The following is an 18,825-nucleotide window of genomic DNA, read 5'->3' as shown; positions in this document are numbered from 1 at the left end:
ACTTTGAATTAGATTCAGATTTTAGATTAAATTTTGCTTGTTTTTAACAATTCTCTAGCATGCTCTAAAGAAGCTTGCGACTGACTTCCAGAAAGCATTCTGGCTATTTCCTGCTCACGCTGTGAATCATCCAACTTAGTAACAGTAGTATCTACGACTAATGAAGAGTTAAAATCATTAGAAGAATCACCAGAAACCGATGAATCACTAAAACTTTTTCTAACCACAAATTGAACATCAGCAAAAGAAGCAACTTGAGCCAAATGCGTTACAACAATCACCTGAGAACTTTTAGCAAGTTGAGCTAAGCGTTTGCCTAATTCCACTGCTGCAACTCCTCCAACTCCCGCATCAACCTCGTCGAAAATAAAAGTCATAGAATGAGAGTCGCTGTTATTGAATTTTGCCGCAACCAACTCCATAGCTAACATAAGTCTACTTAACTCTCCACCTGAAGCACTGCTACCCATTGGCAAATAATCAGACGACGGGAAAGGCTTAAAAAGAAACTCAACGTTGTCTAAACCATGAGAATCTAAGTCAACTACTCCAGTTTCATCTACTTTACGCCTATTAACTTTGATTAAAAGCTGAGCATCTTGCATAGCCAAAGATTCAAGCTCTTTACTAACTTCAAAACTAAACTTTTCTGCTGCACTTTTGCGCAAATCATAAAGTTTATCCGCTAAATTTTTGGCATTAGAATAATACTTATCACAGGCTTTTTTAGCGCGATCAATAGCCTCAGGTGAATCATCTAAATCTTCAAGCTCAAATTGTGCCTTTTTAGCCCACTCTAAAACATCGTCGATCTGTGGACCCCATCTGCGTGTTAAATCGCTTAAATCGTGAATACGATTGTTAATAGCGTCTAAATCTTCCTGACTCTCATCAACATCTAATTGCTGAGCGAGCTGCATAACAATGTCGGAAATTTGGGAAGAAATATCGTCAAGTTGATTTGCAATCGCGCTATAATCTCCATCAACTCGAATCGAGCGAATTGCCTTAGATGCATTGTCAACCAAATGTAATGCGTCAACGGAATCTATTGCGCCGTAGTCAATTTGACTTGCGTCTAACGAAGAAATTGCTTCGCTAATAGCTCCAACGATTTGAGCAGCGTTTTCTATGCGATCTCTTTTAGCTTTAAGCTCTTCATCTTCATTCCGTTTTGGATCGATTTGGCGAATTTTTTCTAGCGATTCTCGCAAATAATCTGCACGCTGCCTAGAAGAAGATTCTTGATTTATAAGCCTGTTATAAGATTCAACAGAATCCTGCCATTCTTTAAATGCCACAGAATATTCTTGTAATTCTTTTGAATCACAAGAAATTGAGTCCAAGAACTCACGCTGTTTTGCACTTGTTGCTATACGCAACTGATCACTTTGCCCATGAATTGTTATTGTTTGCGAACAAATTTTATCCAGCAAAGTCTTAGGAACAGAACAACCAGATACTACCGCCCTAGACCTACCAGATTTTGGAACAGTACGAGATACATAAACATCTATTTTAGAATCATCGCCTTCAGATTCTTCAACATCTATCCCAGATTCTTGCAAAAGATTAGAAACAATTCCTGACTTTGAAACAGAAAAAACGCCTTGCGCCCATGATTCTGACGCAAAAGATGCAATTCTAGAAGAATCAGCTTTTCCTCCAGATATAAGTCTTATAGCGCTTAGAAGCATAGATTTTCCAGCCCCTGTTTCTCCAGTAATAGCAGTCATTCCATATGAGGGAGTAATAACCGCGTGAGAGATTGGTCCTAAATTACGAATTTCTAATTCTTCAAGCAAGGATGCCCCCTACGAGTTTAAGCTATTAGGGTTATGGTAGTTATTTGAGACATTTGGAACATCTTCATAATTCCTATCGGTTTCATTATGCAGATTAGCCTCATATTCCTTAGGTTTGGAAGACTTTTTACGACGATTTTCGCGCCAACCAACTACAGGCAAATCAAACTTAGTAACTAATCTTTGCGTAAATGGAACACCAGAAAGACGCGCTAAAAACAGCTCATCTTTGGACTGACGAATTTGAATCCTAGAGCCTTGCGGTAAAGCCCTTTGACGCCTACCATCACAACAAATCCAACCACCAGAAGCTGAATCTTCCAAAATATCAATAGTAAAAGTTGAACCTGCTCCGATAATCAATGGTCTAGAAAAAAGCGCGTGTGCAGCCAAAGGAACCAGTTGCAAAGCCTCAACGTTTGGCCACATGATTGGACCTCCTGCCGAAAATGCGTACGCAGTAGAACCAGTAGGAGTAGAAACAATAACACCATCGCAGCCAAAAGACGACATTTCAACATTATCAACGCGAATCGAAAGCTCCACCATTCTACCGCGATCTGCCCTATCTAAAGTAATATCGTTAAGCGCCCAATCACTTAAAGGCTCACTCGCTCCAGGAAGCCAAACATCTACATGAGCTTCCATCCTATGCTCTAAAAAGTAATCTTTTTGAGCAATTCTTCTAATAGCCTCATCTATTTGGAAGCTTTCAAATTCCGCCAAAAATCCAACATGACCAAGATTTATACCTATGATTGGAACAGGAGTGCAATGCACCAATTCTGCAGCTTGAAGCATTGTGCCATCTCCACCAAGCACAACAACAATCTCTGTGTTTTCATCAATAACATGTGCTGTTTTTTGCGCAAAATCAGATACGGCAGCACTATGAAACACATCTACATGAAAACCAGCACTACTAAGCTGCGTGGTAACTTGATTTACAACGGCACTGTGACTATCAAGACGCGCATGCGTAACTACCAGAGCGCGACGAGCATAAGAAGCATCATCATCTACTAAAAGTTCTGGCATAACACAGCCCCTTTGTGGTTTTGCAAATAACAATAAATATTGTAATTGTTGCACTACATATTGCGCATTGTACTGCTTATGTAAAAAATATTTATCAAATAATTATTTTTAACTATTAAATTGCGCATAAAGAAGATATTCAATATTTCCATGAGTTCCTTCTATAGGAGATTCATGAGTTGAAACAACTTTTAAACCACTATTTTTAGCGCATTCTTTAATATTTTCTAATGCTTTAAGTCTTAGGTCTTTATCTGTTACAATTCCGCCTTTTCCAAGATTTCCTTTACCAACTTCAAATTGTGGCTTTACAAGAAGAACAATATTCGCGTTGTTTTGCGCAATACGCGCGATTACTGGAATAACAAAAGTAAGAGATATAAAAGAAACATCTGAGACTATAAGATTAGGCTTGTAAGGCAGATCTTGCGCGTAAACATTTCTAATATTTACGCCACTCATTTCGATAACGCGCGGATCGCTTGCGATCTTTGGGTGCAATTGACCGTGTCCAACGTCTAAAGCAATAACGCGATTAACGCCATTTTGCAACAAATAATCGCAAAAACCGCCAGTTGAAGCACCAATATCTAGCGCTTTAGTATTTGAATAAACTTTTAATCCTAAATCTTCAAATAAAGAGAACGCACCTTCTAATTTGAGTGCTCCTCTAGAAACATATTTAAGACAAGAATTTTCTTTTTTTGATTCATCAAAACTTATTTCTTGCGCTTTTTCCACTAAAAATGATGATTTATAAACAATTCGATTATCTACTTTTACTAACCCAGACTTAATTAAACGCTGAGCTGTAGTTCTACTTTTCACTAATCCGCGATTTACAAGTTCACAATCTAATCGCTGAACTAAATCATCTCCGTCAGACATTGAAAAATCCTCATACACACATATGCAAACTCATATATTCATAAAGAAAACTCTGGAAGAATGTAGTCTTCAAGCGATTTTCCACTATCCTTTAAACACCAAGCGAGCACACAAGCAGCACGCAAAGCGTTGCAATCATTAGGATTGTTTACTTCAATAGAATTACAAACAATTTGTGCTCTAGAAGTTCCGCATACAAATGTAACGTCGTCAACACGCTTTGGAGACTCATGAGCCTCGTTTAGTCCTCTTAAATCCTTAGAAACAAAGCTTGGTCGCAAGTGTTTTGGAGCCTCAAGCAACATACGCGGATTGGTGACACCAGTAAGCACTAGAAGAGACTCATATCCCCCTCTGGTACCAGCTTCGATGTCTGTATCCAATCGGTCTCCTACGGCTAGCGAACGCGAAATACTTATTACAGGATTCCCAAACTCATCTTTTTCTGCATATTCTTTAACATCTTCATCATTGTGATTTGCATTTGCAGCAACCAACAATCTCGCTTCGTCATACATTGCGCACTCGGGTTTTCCAGCAGAAGCAATAGGCTCAACTCCAGTTGCATTTACTACAGCTTGAATCATAGAACCGCATCCAGGAGCTATACCGAACTCACGTGGAATTGTTAAATCGCGATTAGTAACAAAATACTTAGCTCCATGCTCTACTGCGAAAGCGACTTGTGCCATTTCTTGCCAAGTCATTTGCGGATACCAGCCTTGGATAACAGCTTTTGGATTGTCTTTACAAGACTTTACTGGATTAAGACCAGCACTACGAACCTCTTGTACGAGATGATCGGCTCCAAGCACTAAAACATTAGAATTTCTCGGAACGTAGCGAGCAACCATTCTTGCTGCAACAACAGAAGAAGTTATAATCTGCCACGGCTCTACTTTTAAGCCGAAACTTTCTAGTTGACTTGCTACAACTTCTTGAAAACGAGAAGAATTATTAGTCGTATATTCAATAAACATGCCATTTTTTTGAGCATTTTCAATTGATTCAGCAGCATATTCAACGGATTTTCCGCCTCTATACACTACGCCGTCTAAGTCAAGCAAAGCTAAGCGAAAATTCTTGCTTAACGCAGATTTACTATTTGAAAAATTCGTTCGTTCATCAAGTTGCATAGAATATCCCCACATGATTTTAAAAATATCAAAGTAGCAAACGCCCGGCTTACTATACTCTCATAATACAGAAGCCGGGCTTAGAAAATATGGTTGTACTATTCCTCTTCAGACTTAACTGCACTCATCTCTATAGTTTCAGTATTGTCTGCGATTTGTGAATCATCGTCTGAATCATCCGAATCATACGAATCATCCGAATCATCTTCCAAATCATCATCTGGAGCAAATTGCGCATCATCTTCACTAATGCCAACTTCGTCCATAATCGCGTCATTAAGATGTTCCAAATCGTAATCAATCACAACATCTTCTGGATTTTCTTCGTCTTCAATATCTGCGTATTGCTCTTCTAAACGGTCAAGCAAAGAGTCAAGCTCAATAGCCTCATCACTTCGCCCAGCCTCCTCTAGGAAGTACTGTTCCGCCTGAACTGCACGCATTCTATACTCGCCAGGCAAACCCTTAGACCTACCCATTGCGTGAACAAGCTCAATAGCCTTATCCGAATGGTTTGTATCTGCCAAAACACCTGCGTACACAAGGAACATTTCTGCCTTGACTTCGCCAGTAACCCTTCTAGCTTCATCCGACATGCAGATTTCCAAAGCCTTATCAAGGTTGCCCATACCGCGCTCACAATCGGCAATAAATGGAAGATAATCCATGTAGCCATTCATTCGCATAGCTGTTCTAAACTCGCGCGCAGCAAGCTTGTAATCACCCTGACGGTATGCAATAAATCCTAATGTTTCGCGCGAAAAATCAATACGCGATGCCTGCTTTGCAGCCCACTTTGCATGTTCCAATGCAAGCTCTGGATCTTCTTCTTGCAAAGCATAAGCTGCGAGAATATGCAAACCAATATTTTCAGAATGTTCCTTAGAAAGACCGCGCAAACGCTCACGAGATTCTTTAGAAAGCATGGAATATTCTAAGCCCTTAGGCATCTTAGGTTCGCCTGGACGCCTATCAGTATAAGGGTTTTGAGATGGGTAAGAAACAGTTCCATCCGAGTTTCTACGAGGACCATTTTCAAAGCGGAAAGACGACTTTGAATCGCGCTTTCTAGAATCATTCTTCTTAAAATCACCCTTGTGGAAGCCACCGCGATTATCTTCAAAGCGGCGATCATTGCGCTCGCCACGATTATCACGATCAAACTTCTTGTACCTTGGATTGCCATTTTCTTCCGACTTGGCATCAAAACCACGATTTCTGCGAGTTTCGTGATTATCTTTTCTATCGAATCTGCGATCACTGCGGTTATCACGATCATCACGGTTGAACCTATGATCATTATCACGATGGTTAAACCTACGATCGTTATCCTTCTTAAAACCGCTCTTATTGAATCCACCTTTGTGGAATCCATTGCGTCTTAAACCTTCTGAACTACCAGAATCACGCTCAAAATCGTCACGACGACCGTTCTTATGATCATCATATCTGCGATCATTGTGCTCAAATCTACGTTCGCCATCACGGTGATTAAACTTTCTGCCACCATCTTTGTGGAATCCACCCTTATGGAATCCGCCACGATGCTCGCCGTTTCCACCATTTTTACCGCCATTTTGACGGCTAAAATGGCCACGATTACCAAACGACTTACCACTACGCGATCCGCGTTCTTCGCCCATTATTGGCATACCTTTCAAATTCTAAAAATATAAAATTATACTAAAAATCTAATATTAAAAACAAATCAAACACGCTTAAAAAACTAAGCACGCTCAACAGCGCCAATAGCCTTCTTGCCCCTACGAATCAAAGCAAAACGACCATGCAAGAATGAATTATCATTCAAAATGTCATCGACACTGTCTACTCGATTATTGTTAACGTACAAACCACCGGCTTCAATAGCACGACGAGCTTCAGAAATTGTGCGGAACAATCCAGCAGCAACAGCAGCTTCAACAACGCGATCACCACTATTTGCTTTAGCAAATTCTAAACTACCATCCTGCGCCTTAACCTTAACACCATCCAAGGCAGCTTCAAGAGTTTGCGCATCAATAGCGTCTAAATCACCCTTACCAAACAATGCCGAAGAAGCAGCAATAGCCTGATTCGTAACATCTTCACCATGAACAAAGCTTGTAACTTCCCAAGCGAGAACACGCTGAGCTTCACGACTTCCTGGGTCTTCTTGAATTTGCTTGTTCAAACGCTCAATCTCGCTCTTAGGCAAGAACGTAAAAGCTTTAAGAAGCTTAACAACTTCATCGTCTGGCTGATTAAACCAGAACTGATAGAAGCGATAAGGGCTAAGCATTGTAGGATCAAGCCACATTGCGTTACCCTCCGACTTGCCAAACTTACGACCTTGATTATCCGTAATAATCGGGCTTGTAAACACGTGCACAGAAGCTCCGCGAACCTTACGAATCAAGTCCATGCCAGAAGTCAAATTACCCCACTGATCAGATCCGCCAAGTTGCAAAGTAACATTGTAATTATCAAACAAGTACAAGAAGTCGTTTCCTTGCAAAACCTGATAGCTGAACTCAGCAAAAGAAATTCCTTCGTCGGAGTTTAAGCGGCGAGCCACAATATCCTTAGAAAGCATTGTGCCAACACGGAAATTCTTACCAACATCACGCAAAAAGTCAATAGCAGACATCTTAGAAACCCAGTCGTAATTGCTAACAAAACGAACAGGATTTTCACCATCAAGAGGCAAAATTCTGCCAATCTGCTTGCGTAAGCGCTCTGCCCAACCAGCCACAATATCTTTAGAATTAAGCGTGCGTTCTCCACTTTGACGAGGATCACCAATCAAACCAGTAGCACCACCAACTAACGCAATAGGATGATGACCTGCAGCTTGCAAATGACGCATATTAATAAGCTGAACAAGATTACCAATATGCAATGAAGCAGCAGTAGGATCGTAACCGCAATAATACGTTAATGGTTCTCCGTCAAGCGCTTGAGCAAGCTGCTGCTCATCAGTAGATTGTGAAATTAATCCACGCCACTTTAGCTCTTCAAACAAGGAAGCAAATCCAGCTTCCTTGTAATTCCTGACCTGAGCCATTCGTATCTCCTTATTATTGCCAAAACTTACCTAGGCATCGGGCGCTAAAAGCGCAATCCAAGCCTTTCAATTTTGGCAGCACAGGGCGACACTCTTATAAGCAGTTCCATCACTTACAGATTCAGAAAATTTCTTATACTCATCAATCGCAAGCTGAGCTTGAGTAATTTGTTCTTTTACGCGAACAAAAGCCGTTCCACCTTTTCCACATCTAGAAGCTACTGATCCATCACTAGAAAGAACAAGTTTAAGATTCTCAATATCGGCTCGATCTACAAAATCATTCAGAATATTATCAAAATCATCATCACTTAAAACGTCTAAATCCCCACCAAGTTCTTCAGCACGTTTTACGCATAATCCTGATAACTTATGCGCATTTCTAAATGGAACACCTTGTTTTACAAGCCATTCTGCAATATCTGTAGCTAAGGCAAAACCAGTAGCAGACTGTTCACGCAACCTAGCAATATTAAATTGCATTGTTCTAACCATCCCTGCGAATGCTGGAAGCAGAACTTCTAGAGTGTCAATTTGGTCAAAAACTGCCTCTTTATCTTCTTGCAAATCTCTTGCATAAGCAGTAGGAAGACCTTTAAGAGTGGCCATTAATCCAGTTAAATCTCCGATTAATCGTCCTGCTTTACCTCTAGCAAGCTCCGCAATATCTGGATTCTTCTTTTGAGGCATAATAGAAGATCCAGTAGAATAAGCATCGTCTAAAGTTACGAACGCAAATTCTTGAGTATTCCATATAATAATCTCTTCGCTTAAACGAGAAATATCAACGCCAATCATGGCTGCAATAAATGAAAACTCCGCAACAATATCTCTACTTGCTGTAGCATCAATAGAATTCGCGCAGACAGCAGAAAAACCAAGTTCTTTAGAAACTTCTTCGGGATCTAGCCCAAGAGTGTTGCCAGCCAATGCCCCTGCTCCGTATGGGCTTTCGTTTGCGCGCAAATCCCAGTCCGCAAGGCGATTTACGTCTCGCAAAAGCGGCCAAACATGAGCCATTAGCTGGTGTGCAAGCAAAATAGGTTGAGCATGCTGCATGTGAGTACGACCAGGCATTACAGCGTCTTTTGCTTCTAAAGATTGAGCAACTAAAGCATTACAAACATCTAACACGAGAGCAGCCAAAACGCGCGAGTGTCTGCGCAAAAACATGCGTATTAAAGCTGCGATTTGGTCGTTTCTAGAGCGTCCGGCTCTAAGCTTTCCTCCAAGTTCGTTTCCTGCAATCTCAAGCAAACCGCGCTCTAATGCAGTTGCCTCATCCTCGTCTTCTTCAATTGGCGTAAAAGTGCCATTATCCACGCGATTTTGCAACTCGTCTAGAGCTTTTTGAAGATCCTCGTATTCTTGATTTGTTAATAAACCTGCACGATGCAACGCATGCGCATGAGCGCGAGATCCTGCAATATCGTCATCCGCTAATCGCCAGTCAAATTGAGTTGATTTGCTAAGCTTTGCAAGCTCTGCGGAAGGTCCTGAGCTAAAACGTCCGCCCCACAAGGCTATTGGATGGTTTGCGTTGGCATTTGCGTTGGCATTTGCGTTGGCATTTGCATTGGCATTTGCATCGTGCATAGTTATATTCTTCTTTCTGCTTTCCTCTTGTTAGTTGTTCTTTGCAACGCGCATATCTCGAGCCGCTGCAACCTTGCTAGACAATCCGTAGATTTCAATAAATCCGTTGGAAGCGCGCTGGTCGAAAGTATCGGAAGAATCGTAAGTAGCCAAGTTAAAGTCATACAAAGACTCATCCGACTTTCTGCCTGTTACAACAGCCTTTCCAGCGTATAAAGTCATGCGAATATCGCCAGAAACATGCTCTTGCGTTTCGTTTATGAACGCGTTCAAAGAACGCACAACTGGCGAGAACCACTGGCCGTCATACACAAATTCCGCCCACTTTTTATCAAGAGCACGCTTAAGCCTATGCTGTTCGCGCTCCAAGCAGCAATTCTCAAGCTCTTGATGAGCCGTAATCAAAGCTTGCGCGCCTGGAACTTCGTACAATTCGCGAGACTTAATGCCAACTAAACGATCTTCAATAATGTCGATTCTGCCGATTCCTTGTGCCCCAGCTCTCTTGTTCATTTCTTCGATTGCTTGCAATGGAGTTACGCTATGACCGTCAATTGCAACTGGAATACCTTTTTCAAACGTGATTGTAACTTCGTCTGGAGTTGTAGATTCCAAAGGATTCTTTGTGTAAGAGTAGCATTCTTCGGTTGGAGCATTCCACGGATCTTCCAAGAAGCCTGTTTCAATAGCCCTTCCCCAAACATTTTGGTCTATAGAATATGGGCTTTTCTTGCTTTGAGTAATCGGAAGCTTGTGCTCGTTTGCAAAAGCGATTTCCACATCGCGAGTAAGCGACAAATCGCGAATTGGGCTAATTGCCTTTAAATCTGGATCCAAAGACTGGATTGCAACTTCAAAACGAACCTGATCGTTTCCTTTGCCAGTGCAACCGTGTGCGATTGTATCAGCATCAAATTCGTGCGCTGCGTGAACTAAGTGACGAGTGATAAGCGGCCTAGAAAGCGCGGAAACTAAAGGATACACGTCTTCGTACATTGCATTTGCTTTTAATGCGAGCATGCAATAGTTATCCGCAAATTCTTCACGAGCATCAACTACATACGATTCAACAGCACCACAAGCCAAAGCACGATTTTTAATAACTTCGAGCGCTTCTCCACCTTGACCAACGTTTAGTGACACAGCTACAACGTCTTGACCTGTTTGCTCTTTAAGGTACGGAATAGCTACAGATGTATCGAGGCCACCCGAATACGCCAATACAATACGTTTCTTACTAGTCATAGTGACCTCCCAAGGTCATATATTGAATAAATAAACGATATATAGTATATTATACAACCATAGATAAAATCTCAACACGCTTAGAAATACAACGTTTTTATTACATTCCGAAAAATAATATTTAAAAAAATAAGACAATAAAAATAATACTTATGCAATTGATTACACTATAACAAAGTGCAAAACCACAACACTGTGGTCTTTGCAGCAAGTATTATAAATTCAACATCTATCGATGCATATTAGACACAAATATAACTATAAAATGAATAAACTAATACAAAATCACCTAGATGCAACTGAAAGCATCCAATTAGCTCTATCTTCTGCTTCTTCGTTAGAAACACAAACCATAAGCACTGTATCATCGCCAGCAACCGAACCTAAAATACCTTTTAAAGGCTGCCTATCAATAACACTTGCAACATATTGAGCAGCGCCCGAAGGAGTGTGAATCACAACAATATTATTAGCAAATCCAACTTCTGTAATAAGACCAGAAAGAGTCCTAGCAACCTGTTGATCAATCCTAACGGTATCCATTGCGTGACGATTACCAGTTCCATCTCCTAGAACATAAGCAATTCTGCCGTCTGTAAGACGAATTTTAACCGCATTTATTTCATCCAAATCTCTACTCAAAGTTGCTTGAGTAACCTCAAAACCATGACGAGCCAAAACTTTAGCAAGCTGAGACTGTGAAGTAATAACCTCACTTAAAAGCGCCTGTTCAATCGCATTTAAACGTGCAGCTTTAGTCGTAGGACGCTGCTTTCCAGCGGATTCAATAGAACCAAAATCGTCATTATCATCAAAAGCATCGTCAAAATTATTATCTTCATTCACATAACTATGATTAAGCGCATCATCGCTACTAAAATTATTTGACTTCCTATTAGACTCAACCATAATTGGCAATACCTTTCTAAAGAGCACTCCAATCTAATATACATGAATACATAAATATATTCATGAATATATACATTTTAACAAAGCCATAAATACTATTTTATTTACTAAAAAATACGGCTGAACAACCAGATAATACTAATCATTCAGCCGTATTAATTTAAAAAACGCGACTCTGTAACTTATACTCGAACTTATACTCGCAATGTTGCATGCAATTTTTGAGCAGACTTTGTAATAGCCTCTCGAACCGCTTCCATATCATCGCTAGAAAGCGTTCTATCAGCAGCCCTAAATGTTACAGAATAAGCAAGAGATCTTAGCCCTTCTCCAAGTTGTTCGCCTTCATAAACATCGAACAACTCTACAGACTCAAGCAAATCACCAGAAGCTTTAACAATAGCTTCCTTTAAATCGTGAGCAGTCAAAGAAGAAGGAGCAACAAACGCGAAGTCCTGCTTAACAGGAGGGAATGTAGAAACAGGTTTTGCCTGAACAGGCTTAACTTGCATAGCATCAAACAATGCGCTCAAATCAAGCTCGAATGCTGCAGAGTGCTTTGGCAAACCCAAATTCTCATCAACCTGAGGATGAAGCTCTCCAACAATACCAATTTCAACATCGTCGGCACCATCAACAGGAATATACACCTTCGCGGTACGACCTGGATGCCAAGAAGCAGGAACATCATCAGAATTAATCTGACGAACGTCAAAAGCAACGCCGATTCGCTTTCCTAAACGATTAACAGCTTCTACAGCATCACTCCAATCAACTTCTCTATGAGTTCCAAGCCAACCTGTTTCTTCAGCATTACCAGTTAAAAGAGCTGCAACATGCAAAGGCTGCTCAGGCAAACCTGCATCCAACGCAGCAAGCTGAGCATCCGTAGGACGAACCGAACCAGGCAAAGCAGGAATAGCTGGAGCATTAGGATCCGCAAAATACACGTGACCAAGCTCATAAAGAGAAACATCACTTAAGCCACGACGAATATTTCTGCGAACCGTTCCAGCTAAAGTGGTAAGAACATTCCTTCGAAGCCAAGGACGATCGCCAGCCAAAGGATTTGCGATTTTTACGCTGACTTTAGCAACAGAATCAACGTCTTCACGGAAAGCTTTAAAATCTTCCTGACCAACAAACGGGTAGCTCAAAGATTCAATCAAGCCCATTTCAGCAAGTTCATATGCAATAGCTCTACGAGTTGCTTGATCTTGCGTTAAACCAGTTTTGCCAGTAACAGGAACAGCTGGAACCTTAACAGGAATCTCATCGTAGCCAACCAAGCGCGCGATTTCTTCGACCAAATCGCATGGCTCATTTAAGTCTGGGCGCCAAGTTGGAGGCAAAACAGAGAAGGATCCGTTTCCGCCGCCAGCAACAGAGCAACCAATATCCGTAAGAATATCGCTAATACGATTCAAATCAATGCTTAAGCCAGAAACACGCTCTACTTCGCTAGCTTTGAAAACAATAACACTTCTATCAACAGTATTGTTTACGTCTGTAGGCGTATTAGAAGGCTCTCCAGAACCAAAATCGCTGAGCATTGTAACAGCCATTTGCGCAGCTGCTGGCTGCAAAGCAGTATCAACGCCACGCTCAAACCTGCGAGATGCCTCAGTTGGAAGCTTATGTCTACGAGCTGTACGTGCAATAGAAACGGGGTCAAAGTGTGCAGCTTCAACAAGAATATTCTTCGTTTCGCTCGTTACTTCTCCATACATTCCGCCCATTACGCCAGCAAGTCCAAGAACACGCGAACCGTGATTTCCCTTTGGAGAATCGCAAATAAGCAAGTCCTCAACGTTAAGCTCTCTGTCTTTGCCATCTAAAGTTGTTAAACGCTCTCCAGCTTTAGCGCGGCGAACAACAATAGGACCTTCAATCTTATCTAAATCATAAGCGTGAAGAGGCTGACCTAAGTCGAGCATTACGTAATTTGTAACGTCTACTGCAAGAGATATACCACGCATTCCAGCACGAGTTAAACGCCTACGCATCCAATTAGGGCTAGAAGAATCTGGATTAAAGTTTCTAACAACGCGAGCGTAGTAACGGTCGCATCCAACAACACCATGAATAGGATTATTATCTTCAATACTAACTTCTATATCTTTAGAAGCTCCATCAGACATAGAAACTACTTGATCAGCTTTATTATTAAGTTCAATTACTGGATCAGTGTAAGTTGCACCAGTTGAATGGTGATATTCGCGCGCAACACCCCTATAAGAAAACGCGTATCCACGATCAGGAGTGATGTTAATTTCCAGCAAAGGCTTGTTTAAGTGAAGAAGCGACATTGCGTCGTCTCCAGGTTTCAAAGCATCATATTCAGCTTTAGAGAAACCGTATTCGCGAAGCAAAATAATGCCATCGTGGCTATCTCCCAAACCAAGCTCGCGCTCGGATGCGCACATTCCATTAGAAATGTGGCCGTAAGTTTTGCGAGGCTCAATCTTAAAATCGCCAGGCAAAACTGCCCCAGGAAGAGTTACAACAACTTTTTCTCCAGCAGCCATGTTTGGAGCACCGCAAATAATTCCACGAGGAACCTTATTACCATTTTCGTCTACCTCGTTGTATTTATCTCCAACATCAACATGGCACCAATTAATAATTTTGCCATTTTTTTGCGGCTCAGGAGTAGCATCAACGACGTATCCTACAACAATAGGACCTGTAACTTGAGAGTCGTGAATCTCTTCTTCTTCTAAGCCAACTCGCACCAAATCTTTAGCAAGCTGCTCGTAAGTCAAACCTTCTGGCACTTCAACATGATCTTTAAGCCAGTCAATATCTACCATTGGCATGAGTACTACTCTCCCATCACAAACTGTTCACTGAAGCGCTTATCGCCTTCAACCAAATCGTGCATATCGTTAATATCGTGACGAAGCAGCAAAGTGCGCTCCAAGCCAACACCGAAAGCAAATCCCGTATAAACATCTGGGTCTAAGCCTGCAGACTTAAGAACATTCGGATTCACCATTCCGCATCCGCCCCATTCAATCCAACCTGGGCCACCCTTCTTATCTGGGAACCAAAGATCCAACTCCGCACTAGGCTCCGTGAACGGGAAGTAGCTTGGGCGCAAACGGCTTTTTGCATCTGGACCAAACATTGCAACAGCAAGGCGATCAAGAACACCCTTTAAATCAGCCATGCTCAAATGTTTATCTACTGCCAAAGCTTCACACTGATGGAAAACTGGAGTATGCGTTGCATCAAGCTCATCCGTGCGGAATACTCGGCCTGGGGACGCAATATACAGAGGTACTCCTCGCTCAATTAACGCACGAACCTGATCGGAAGAAGTTTGCGTACGCAAAACCATGTTAGATCCAACAAATCCTGCAGCATCCTTTGCCTGATTACCTTGCACATAAAAAGTATCTTGCATTTGACGAGCAGGATGATCTGGACCAAAATTCAACGCGTCAAAATCGAACCACTCTGTTTCTACCTCTGGTCCTGCAGAAATCTGCCAACCCATAGACACAAAGAAGTCTTCAAAGTCTTCAATAATACGCGCAATCGGATGGCGAGCGCCAAGCGGCTTACGATTTATTGGCAAGGTCATATCGACTGTTTCTTTTTGAAGCATATTAGCTTCTTCAATAGCCTTAATACGCTCTTGGGCTGCTGCAAATTCACGACCAAAATCAGCGCGTAAAGCCGACATTATCTTGCCAGCTTCTTTCTTTTCTTCTACTTGAAGACTTCCAATAGACTTGCTGGCAAGGGTCATTGCAGACTGAGCTCCTGCATACTTAGTTTTTGCCGCTTTCAACTCTTCCATTGTTTTAGCGGCTTGAACACAAGCTATACCCTCTTTTACTACCTTTGTAATTGCCTTCGCGTCGAACGGCTTACTACTTGCCACAGCACCCTTCCTATCCGTGTTATGTGTACTTTTGTGAAGCATTCAAAAAACGTCTCAAATCTACATTTTTCGCTCATGACTAGACATAGCCAAGCCCATTAGCATTACTGCAGCGCTGGTTGCCAAGTTCATTGATTCTGCTTTTCCGTAAATAGGTATTACCGATATTTCGTCTACTTTATTTAATATTTCTTCTGGCAATCCTCTGGCTTCGTTTCCAAATAATATTGCATTAGATCCTTCGTTATATCCTTTATTTAAATCATCACTTAGTGGTTTTAGAAGATTTGCAAAAGACTTTGGTTTTTTATTTTCCGTTCCATAAATATCAGCTGCAATAACCCTTATTTTTAATGACTTTGTCCAATCAAACCAATCATCCTCACTCATTGTCACTACTGGCAAATGGAATAATGAGCCTGCAGTAGAACGAACAAGCTTGGAATTAAAACGATTCACGCAATCGTCAACAAAAACAACGGCACTACAACCAGCTACATCTGCAACGCGAATAATCGCACCAGCGTTGCCAGGGTCTCTTACCTGCCAGCAGGCTGCAATCAATATAGGATCATAAGCAAAACCAGACTTATATTTGCTTTCTACCCCAATACTATTAAATTCTTTTATAAATTCTTTATCTAAAATAGTAGAATCACAAACGGCAACAATCCCTTGACAATCCGTACTGATCTTATGCATAACTTCTGCTGTTGCAGGGTGCACATAGCACTGATTTTTTAAGGATTCGTCAACAATTTTGCTTATCGTTTCTAAAGATCCATTTTGCAAAATGCCATTTTTAAGATTTTTAAAAGAATTGACATCAATGTAGTCACTATTAACAGCATCTTGCAAAACGTAAATGTCTAGAATCGACTTATGCGCGTACCTTACCGCTTCCCTAACGCTTTGCGGACCTTCTACTAAAAAGCGCCCATCCACTCGCGATTTTGCACGACTTATTGCGCAAATACGCTTAACGCGATCGCTATGCGCGTTGTCTATTAACTCTTTTAACGGCATAATATCACTCTACTTTACATATAGTTACAACACGCGTAAATGTTGCAATACAAAACTACTCAACGAAACTACTCATGATGTTCCGACGAACTTTGAGTGGTATATCCTTCAGGTTCTAGTTGGAATGTGGTGTGCGAAACAGAAACTGGAAAATGCTCACGCAAACAATCTTGAAGCTGGCTTAAAATATCAGCACACTGATCCATTGTTAAATCGCGCTCTACAACAACATGTGCCATAAAAATAGGCATTCCTGTAGAAACAGTACTTGCATGCAAATCGTGAACAGCAAGAACATGAGGAACGTGTTCAAGATGATCGCGAACTTTTTCTATATCCAATCCTTCTGGCGTTTGCTCAAGCAAAACTTTTACAGCATTTTTAAGCAAATGTAACGCTCTAGGAATCATCAAAATTGCAATAATCCCGCCAGCTAAAGCATCAAATCCATTCCAACTAGTACTCATCATTACTACAGCAGACACTACAACAGCAACAGATCCCAAAGCATCGTTCATTACTTCTAAAAAGGCTGCTCGCATATTCATGTTGTCTTTAGATTGAGAAACAAGAATTACAAGAGAAGCAAGATTTGCAAGCAAACCAAGAATACCAAAGAAAAGAAGCTGATTTACATCATGTATTCCATTATGATTTACACCAAAAAGACGCATACAAGATTCCACAATCGCATAAATGCCAACAAAAAGTAGAACAAGAGCACCAGCAGCAGCAGTAATTACCTCTAGCCTAGCCCAACCCCAAGTGCGCTTTGCATTAGGTCTTTTGCGCATCAAAATCGCAGTAACCGTAGATGCAGCTAAAACAGAAATATCTGTTAACATATGTCCTGCGTCAATTAACAAAGAAAGTGAATTTGTTAAAACAGATCCAATTACTTCTGCCAAGAATACAATAGACGTTAAAGCCAAAGTGATAGTTAGCTTATGCTGATGCGCATGACTTGCTTTAATAGCATCTTGCAAAGAAGCGGCATTAGTTCCAGAAGTACTTAAATCATTCTTCTCTAAGATTTCACTGGAAGAGTTTGACAAATGATGATTATTCACACAAATCTCCTATGTTCATACAAATAAGTATCTCGATATCGTTTCTCAATATCATTCCCAATATGCCTTATACGCAATGAACCCCAGCCTAAGCTAGGGTTCACGCATAAACATCTAAAGATTAATTATCTAAAAACTTATTCTATTATTACTATTCGTCAATTAACGCGCCGAGATGATGGGAAGTTGATTCGGCAATCAAATCATCTTTAAAATCGCCATTATCAGCAGCATTAATTATCTTCATTGAGACATCAACCACATCTGGCTGCAAAGCATTAACCCAATGAATACGCGAATCTCTTCCAAACCAACCCATTTGTTTTCTAGCAAGACGTTTAGTTTTCTGAGCAATATCAGAAAAAGCATCATCTTCGCTGCATAAGCCATCTAAATAGTCCATTATTTGCTTGTATCCCAAAGCTCTACTCGCAGTAACACCAAGCCTTGAGCGAATCTCTTTAACTTCGTTTACAAAACCCTGCTCGCGCATCATTTTTGTGCGAAGCTCCACTCGCGCATCCAAATCTTCTCTGTTTAAGTCCAATCCTATTTGCACACAATCAATCAAATACTTGTATTTTGGCAGAGTAGCAGAATACGGCTTTCCTGTTAACTCAATAACTTCTAGAGCGCGAATTGTTCTGCGCGAATTTCTTGGATCCATATTTTTAGCCGCCACAGGGTCCAGTTTTTGTAACTCTTCAAAAAGAGCCATTGCTCCTTGCGACTTTTCACGATCTTCCAAAGCTTTGCGAATATTAGGATCTGTACCTGGAAAAGTTATATCATCTACAGCCGCACGTGCATATAGACCAGAGCCTCCAACAAGAATTGGGCGAATACCTTTTTCTTGCAAATCGCGTATGCATTGCCTAGCAAGCGTTTGAAATTTTGCAACGCTCATGGATTCTTCTGGATCAATAATATCTATTAAATGATGCTTAATCTCGCTTTGCTCTTCTTTAGTGGCTTTTGCTGTACCAATATCCATATAACGGTACATTTGATATGCGTCTGCGTTTATAATCTCCGCTTTTACACCACGTTCAGCAAATTTCTTTGCAATTGCAATACCAAGACTCGTTTTGCCAGATGCTGTTGGACCTACAATCGAAATCACTTTCGGCGGTTTGCACACAATGCGCTCCTAATAATCATATTAAACGAACTA

At 41.0% G+C, this 18,825-nt stretch carries 14 protein-coding genes; all 14 read right to left on the bottom strand.

The features are described from left to right. Nucleotides 1-26: 26 nt before the first annotated feature. Nucleotides 27-1,805, bottom strand: coding sequence for a DNA repair protein RecN (gene recN / locus HXT19_RS02235; protein ID WP_004112544.1), 1,779 nt, complete (start codon nucleotides 1,803-1,805; stop codon nucleotides 27-29). Between the two features lie 9 nt (nucleotides 1,806-1,814). Next, on the bottom strand, nucleotides 1,815-2,843 hold the full coding sequence (locus HXT19_RS02230) for an NAD kinase (RefSeq protein WP_004112543.1): 1,029 nt from the start codon (nucleotides 2,841-2,843) through the stop codon (nucleotides 1,815-1,817). A 108-nt stretch (nucleotides 2,844-2,951) separates the two neighbouring features. Beyond that, nucleotides 2,952-3,731, bottom strand: coding sequence for a TlyA family RNA methyltransferase (locus tag HXT19_RS02225; RefSeq protein WP_004112542.1), 780 nt, complete (start codon nucleotides 3,729-3,731; stop codon nucleotides 2,952-2,954). Between the two features lie 38 nt (nucleotides 3,732-3,769). Next, nucleotides 3,770-4,867 (bottom strand): HAD-IIA family hydrolase, encoded by a 1,098-nt coding sequence (locus tag HXT19_RS02220; RefSeq protein WP_116437188.1) that lies wholly within the window; start codon nucleotides 4,865-4,867, stop codon nucleotides 3,770-3,772. Nucleotides 4,868-4,965: 98 nt separating this feature from the next. Next, nucleotides 4,966-6,510 carry a tetratricopeptide repeat protein gene (locus HXT19_RS02215; protein ID WP_248903165.1) on the bottom strand — a complete coding sequence of 515 codons (1,545 nt, stop codon included), beginning with the start codon at nucleotides 6,508-6,510 and terminating at the stop codon, nucleotides 4,966-4,968. An 83-nt stretch (nucleotides 6,511-6,593) separates the two neighbouring features. Beyond that, nucleotides 6,594-7,913, bottom strand: a complete 1,320-nt coding sequence (gene tyrS / locus HXT19_RS02210; RefSeq protein ID WP_004112539.1) for a tyrosine--tRNA ligase — start codon at nucleotides 7,911-7,913, stop codon at nucleotides 6,594-6,596. Between the two features lie 66 nt (nucleotides 7,914-7,979). Continuing rightward, a complete protein-coding gene (gene argH, locus HXT19_RS02205) occupies nucleotides 7,980-9,509 on the bottom strand; it encodes an argininosuccinate lyase (RefSeq protein WP_075038584.1) in 1,530 nt (509 codons plus the stop codon). A gap of 30 nt (nucleotides 9,510-9,539) precedes the next feature. Further along, complete coding sequence (locus tag HXT19_RS02200) at nucleotides 9,540-10,754, bottom strand: argininosuccinate synthase (RefSeq protein ID WP_415697106.1); 1,215 nt, start codon at nucleotides 10,752-10,754, stop codon at nucleotides 9,540-9,542. Between the two features lie 285 nt (nucleotides 10,755-11,039). After that, on the bottom strand, nucleotides 11,040-11,663 hold the full coding sequence (locus HXT19_RS02195) for an arginine repressor (RefSeq protein ID WP_004115512.1): 624 nt from the start codon (nucleotides 11,661-11,663) through the stop codon (nucleotides 11,040-11,042). A 194-nt stretch (nucleotides 11,664-11,857) separates the two neighbouring features. Then, complete coding sequence (pheT, locus tag HXT19_RS02190; RefSeq protein ID WP_009994812.1) at nucleotides 11,858-14,482, bottom strand: phenylalanine--tRNA ligase subunit beta; 2,625 nt, start codon at nucleotides 14,480-14,482, stop codon at nucleotides 11,858-11,860. 5 nt (nucleotides 14,483-14,487) lie between these two features. Next, on the bottom strand, nucleotides 14,488-15,555 hold the full coding sequence (gene pheS, locus HXT19_RS02185; RefSeq protein ID WP_004121821.1) for a phenylalanine--tRNA ligase subunit alpha: 1,068 nt from the start codon (nucleotides 15,553-15,555) through the stop codon (nucleotides 14,488-14,490). A 60-nt stretch (nucleotides 15,556-15,615) separates the two neighbouring features. Next, nucleotides 15,616-16,581, bottom strand: coding sequence for a TrmH family RNA methyltransferase (locus HXT19_RS02180; RefSeq protein ID WP_014554679.1), 966 nt, complete (start codon nucleotides 16,579-16,581; stop codon nucleotides 15,616-15,618). A 68-nt stretch (nucleotides 16,582-16,649) separates the two neighbouring features. Then, entirely contained in the window at nucleotides 16,650-17,651 is a 1,002-nt protein-coding gene (locus tag HXT19_RS02175; protein ID WP_004115518.1) for a cation diffusion facilitator family transporter, read from the bottom strand. Between the two features lie 151 nt (nucleotides 17,652-17,802). Then, nucleotides 17,803-18,792 (bottom strand): tRNA (adenosine(37)-N6)-dimethylallyltransferase MiaA, encoded by a 990-nt coding sequence (gene miaA, locus HXT19_RS02170; protein WP_014554680.1) that lies wholly within the window; start codon nucleotides 18,790-18,792, stop codon nucleotides 17,803-17,805. Nucleotides 18,793-18,825: the final 33 nt, after the last annotated feature.

This window comes from Gardnerella sp. DNF00038 (assembly GCF_049262855.1).
Classification (GTDB): domain Bacteria; phylum Actinomycetota; class Actinomycetes; order Actinomycetales; family Bifidobacteriaceae; genus Bifidobacterium; species Bifidobacterium vaginale.
Note: the sequence above shows the minus strand (reverse complement) of the source record. Positions and strands in the feature narration are given on the sequence as shown.

Coding starts and splice junctions, on each gene's coding strand:
- HXT19_RS02180 (WP_014554679.1), bottom strand. CDS start 16,581: ATGCCGTTAAAAGAGTTAATAGACAACGCGCATAGCGATCGCGTTAAG.
- HXT19_RS02195 (WP_004115512.1), bottom strand. CDS start 11,663: ATGGTTGAGTCTAATAGGAAGTCAAATAATTTTAGTAGCGATGATGCG.
- HXT19_RS02225 (WP_004112542.1), bottom strand. CDS start 3,731: ATGTCTGACGGAGATGATTTAGTTCAGCGATTAGATTGTGAACTTGTA.
- pheT (WP_009994812.1), bottom strand. CDS start 14,482: ATGCCAATGGTAGATATTGACTGGCTTAAAGATCATGTTGAAGTGCCA.
- HXT19_RS02220 (WP_116437188.1), bottom strand. CDS start 4,867: ATGCAACTTGATGAACGAACGAATTTTTCAAATAGTAAATCTGCGTTA.
- tyrS (WP_004112539.1), bottom strand. CDS start 7,913: ATGGCTCAGGTCAGGAATTACAAGGAAGCTGGATTTGCTTCCTTGTTT.
- argH (WP_075038584.1), bottom strand. CDS start 9,509: ATGCACGATGCAAATGCCAATGCAAATGCCAACGCAAATGCCAACGCA.
- HXT19_RS02230 (WP_004112543.1), bottom strand. CDS start 2,843: ATGCCAGAACTTTTAGTAGATGATGATGCTTCTTATGCTCGTCGCGCT.
- HXT19_RS02200 (WP_415697106.1), bottom strand. CDS start 10,754: ATGACTAGTAAGAAACGTATTGTATTGGCGTATTCGGGTGGCCTCGAT.
- HXT19_RS02215 (WP_248903165.1), bottom strand. CDS start 6,510: ATGGGCGAAGAACGCGGATCGCGTAGTGGTAAGTCGTTTGGTAATCGT.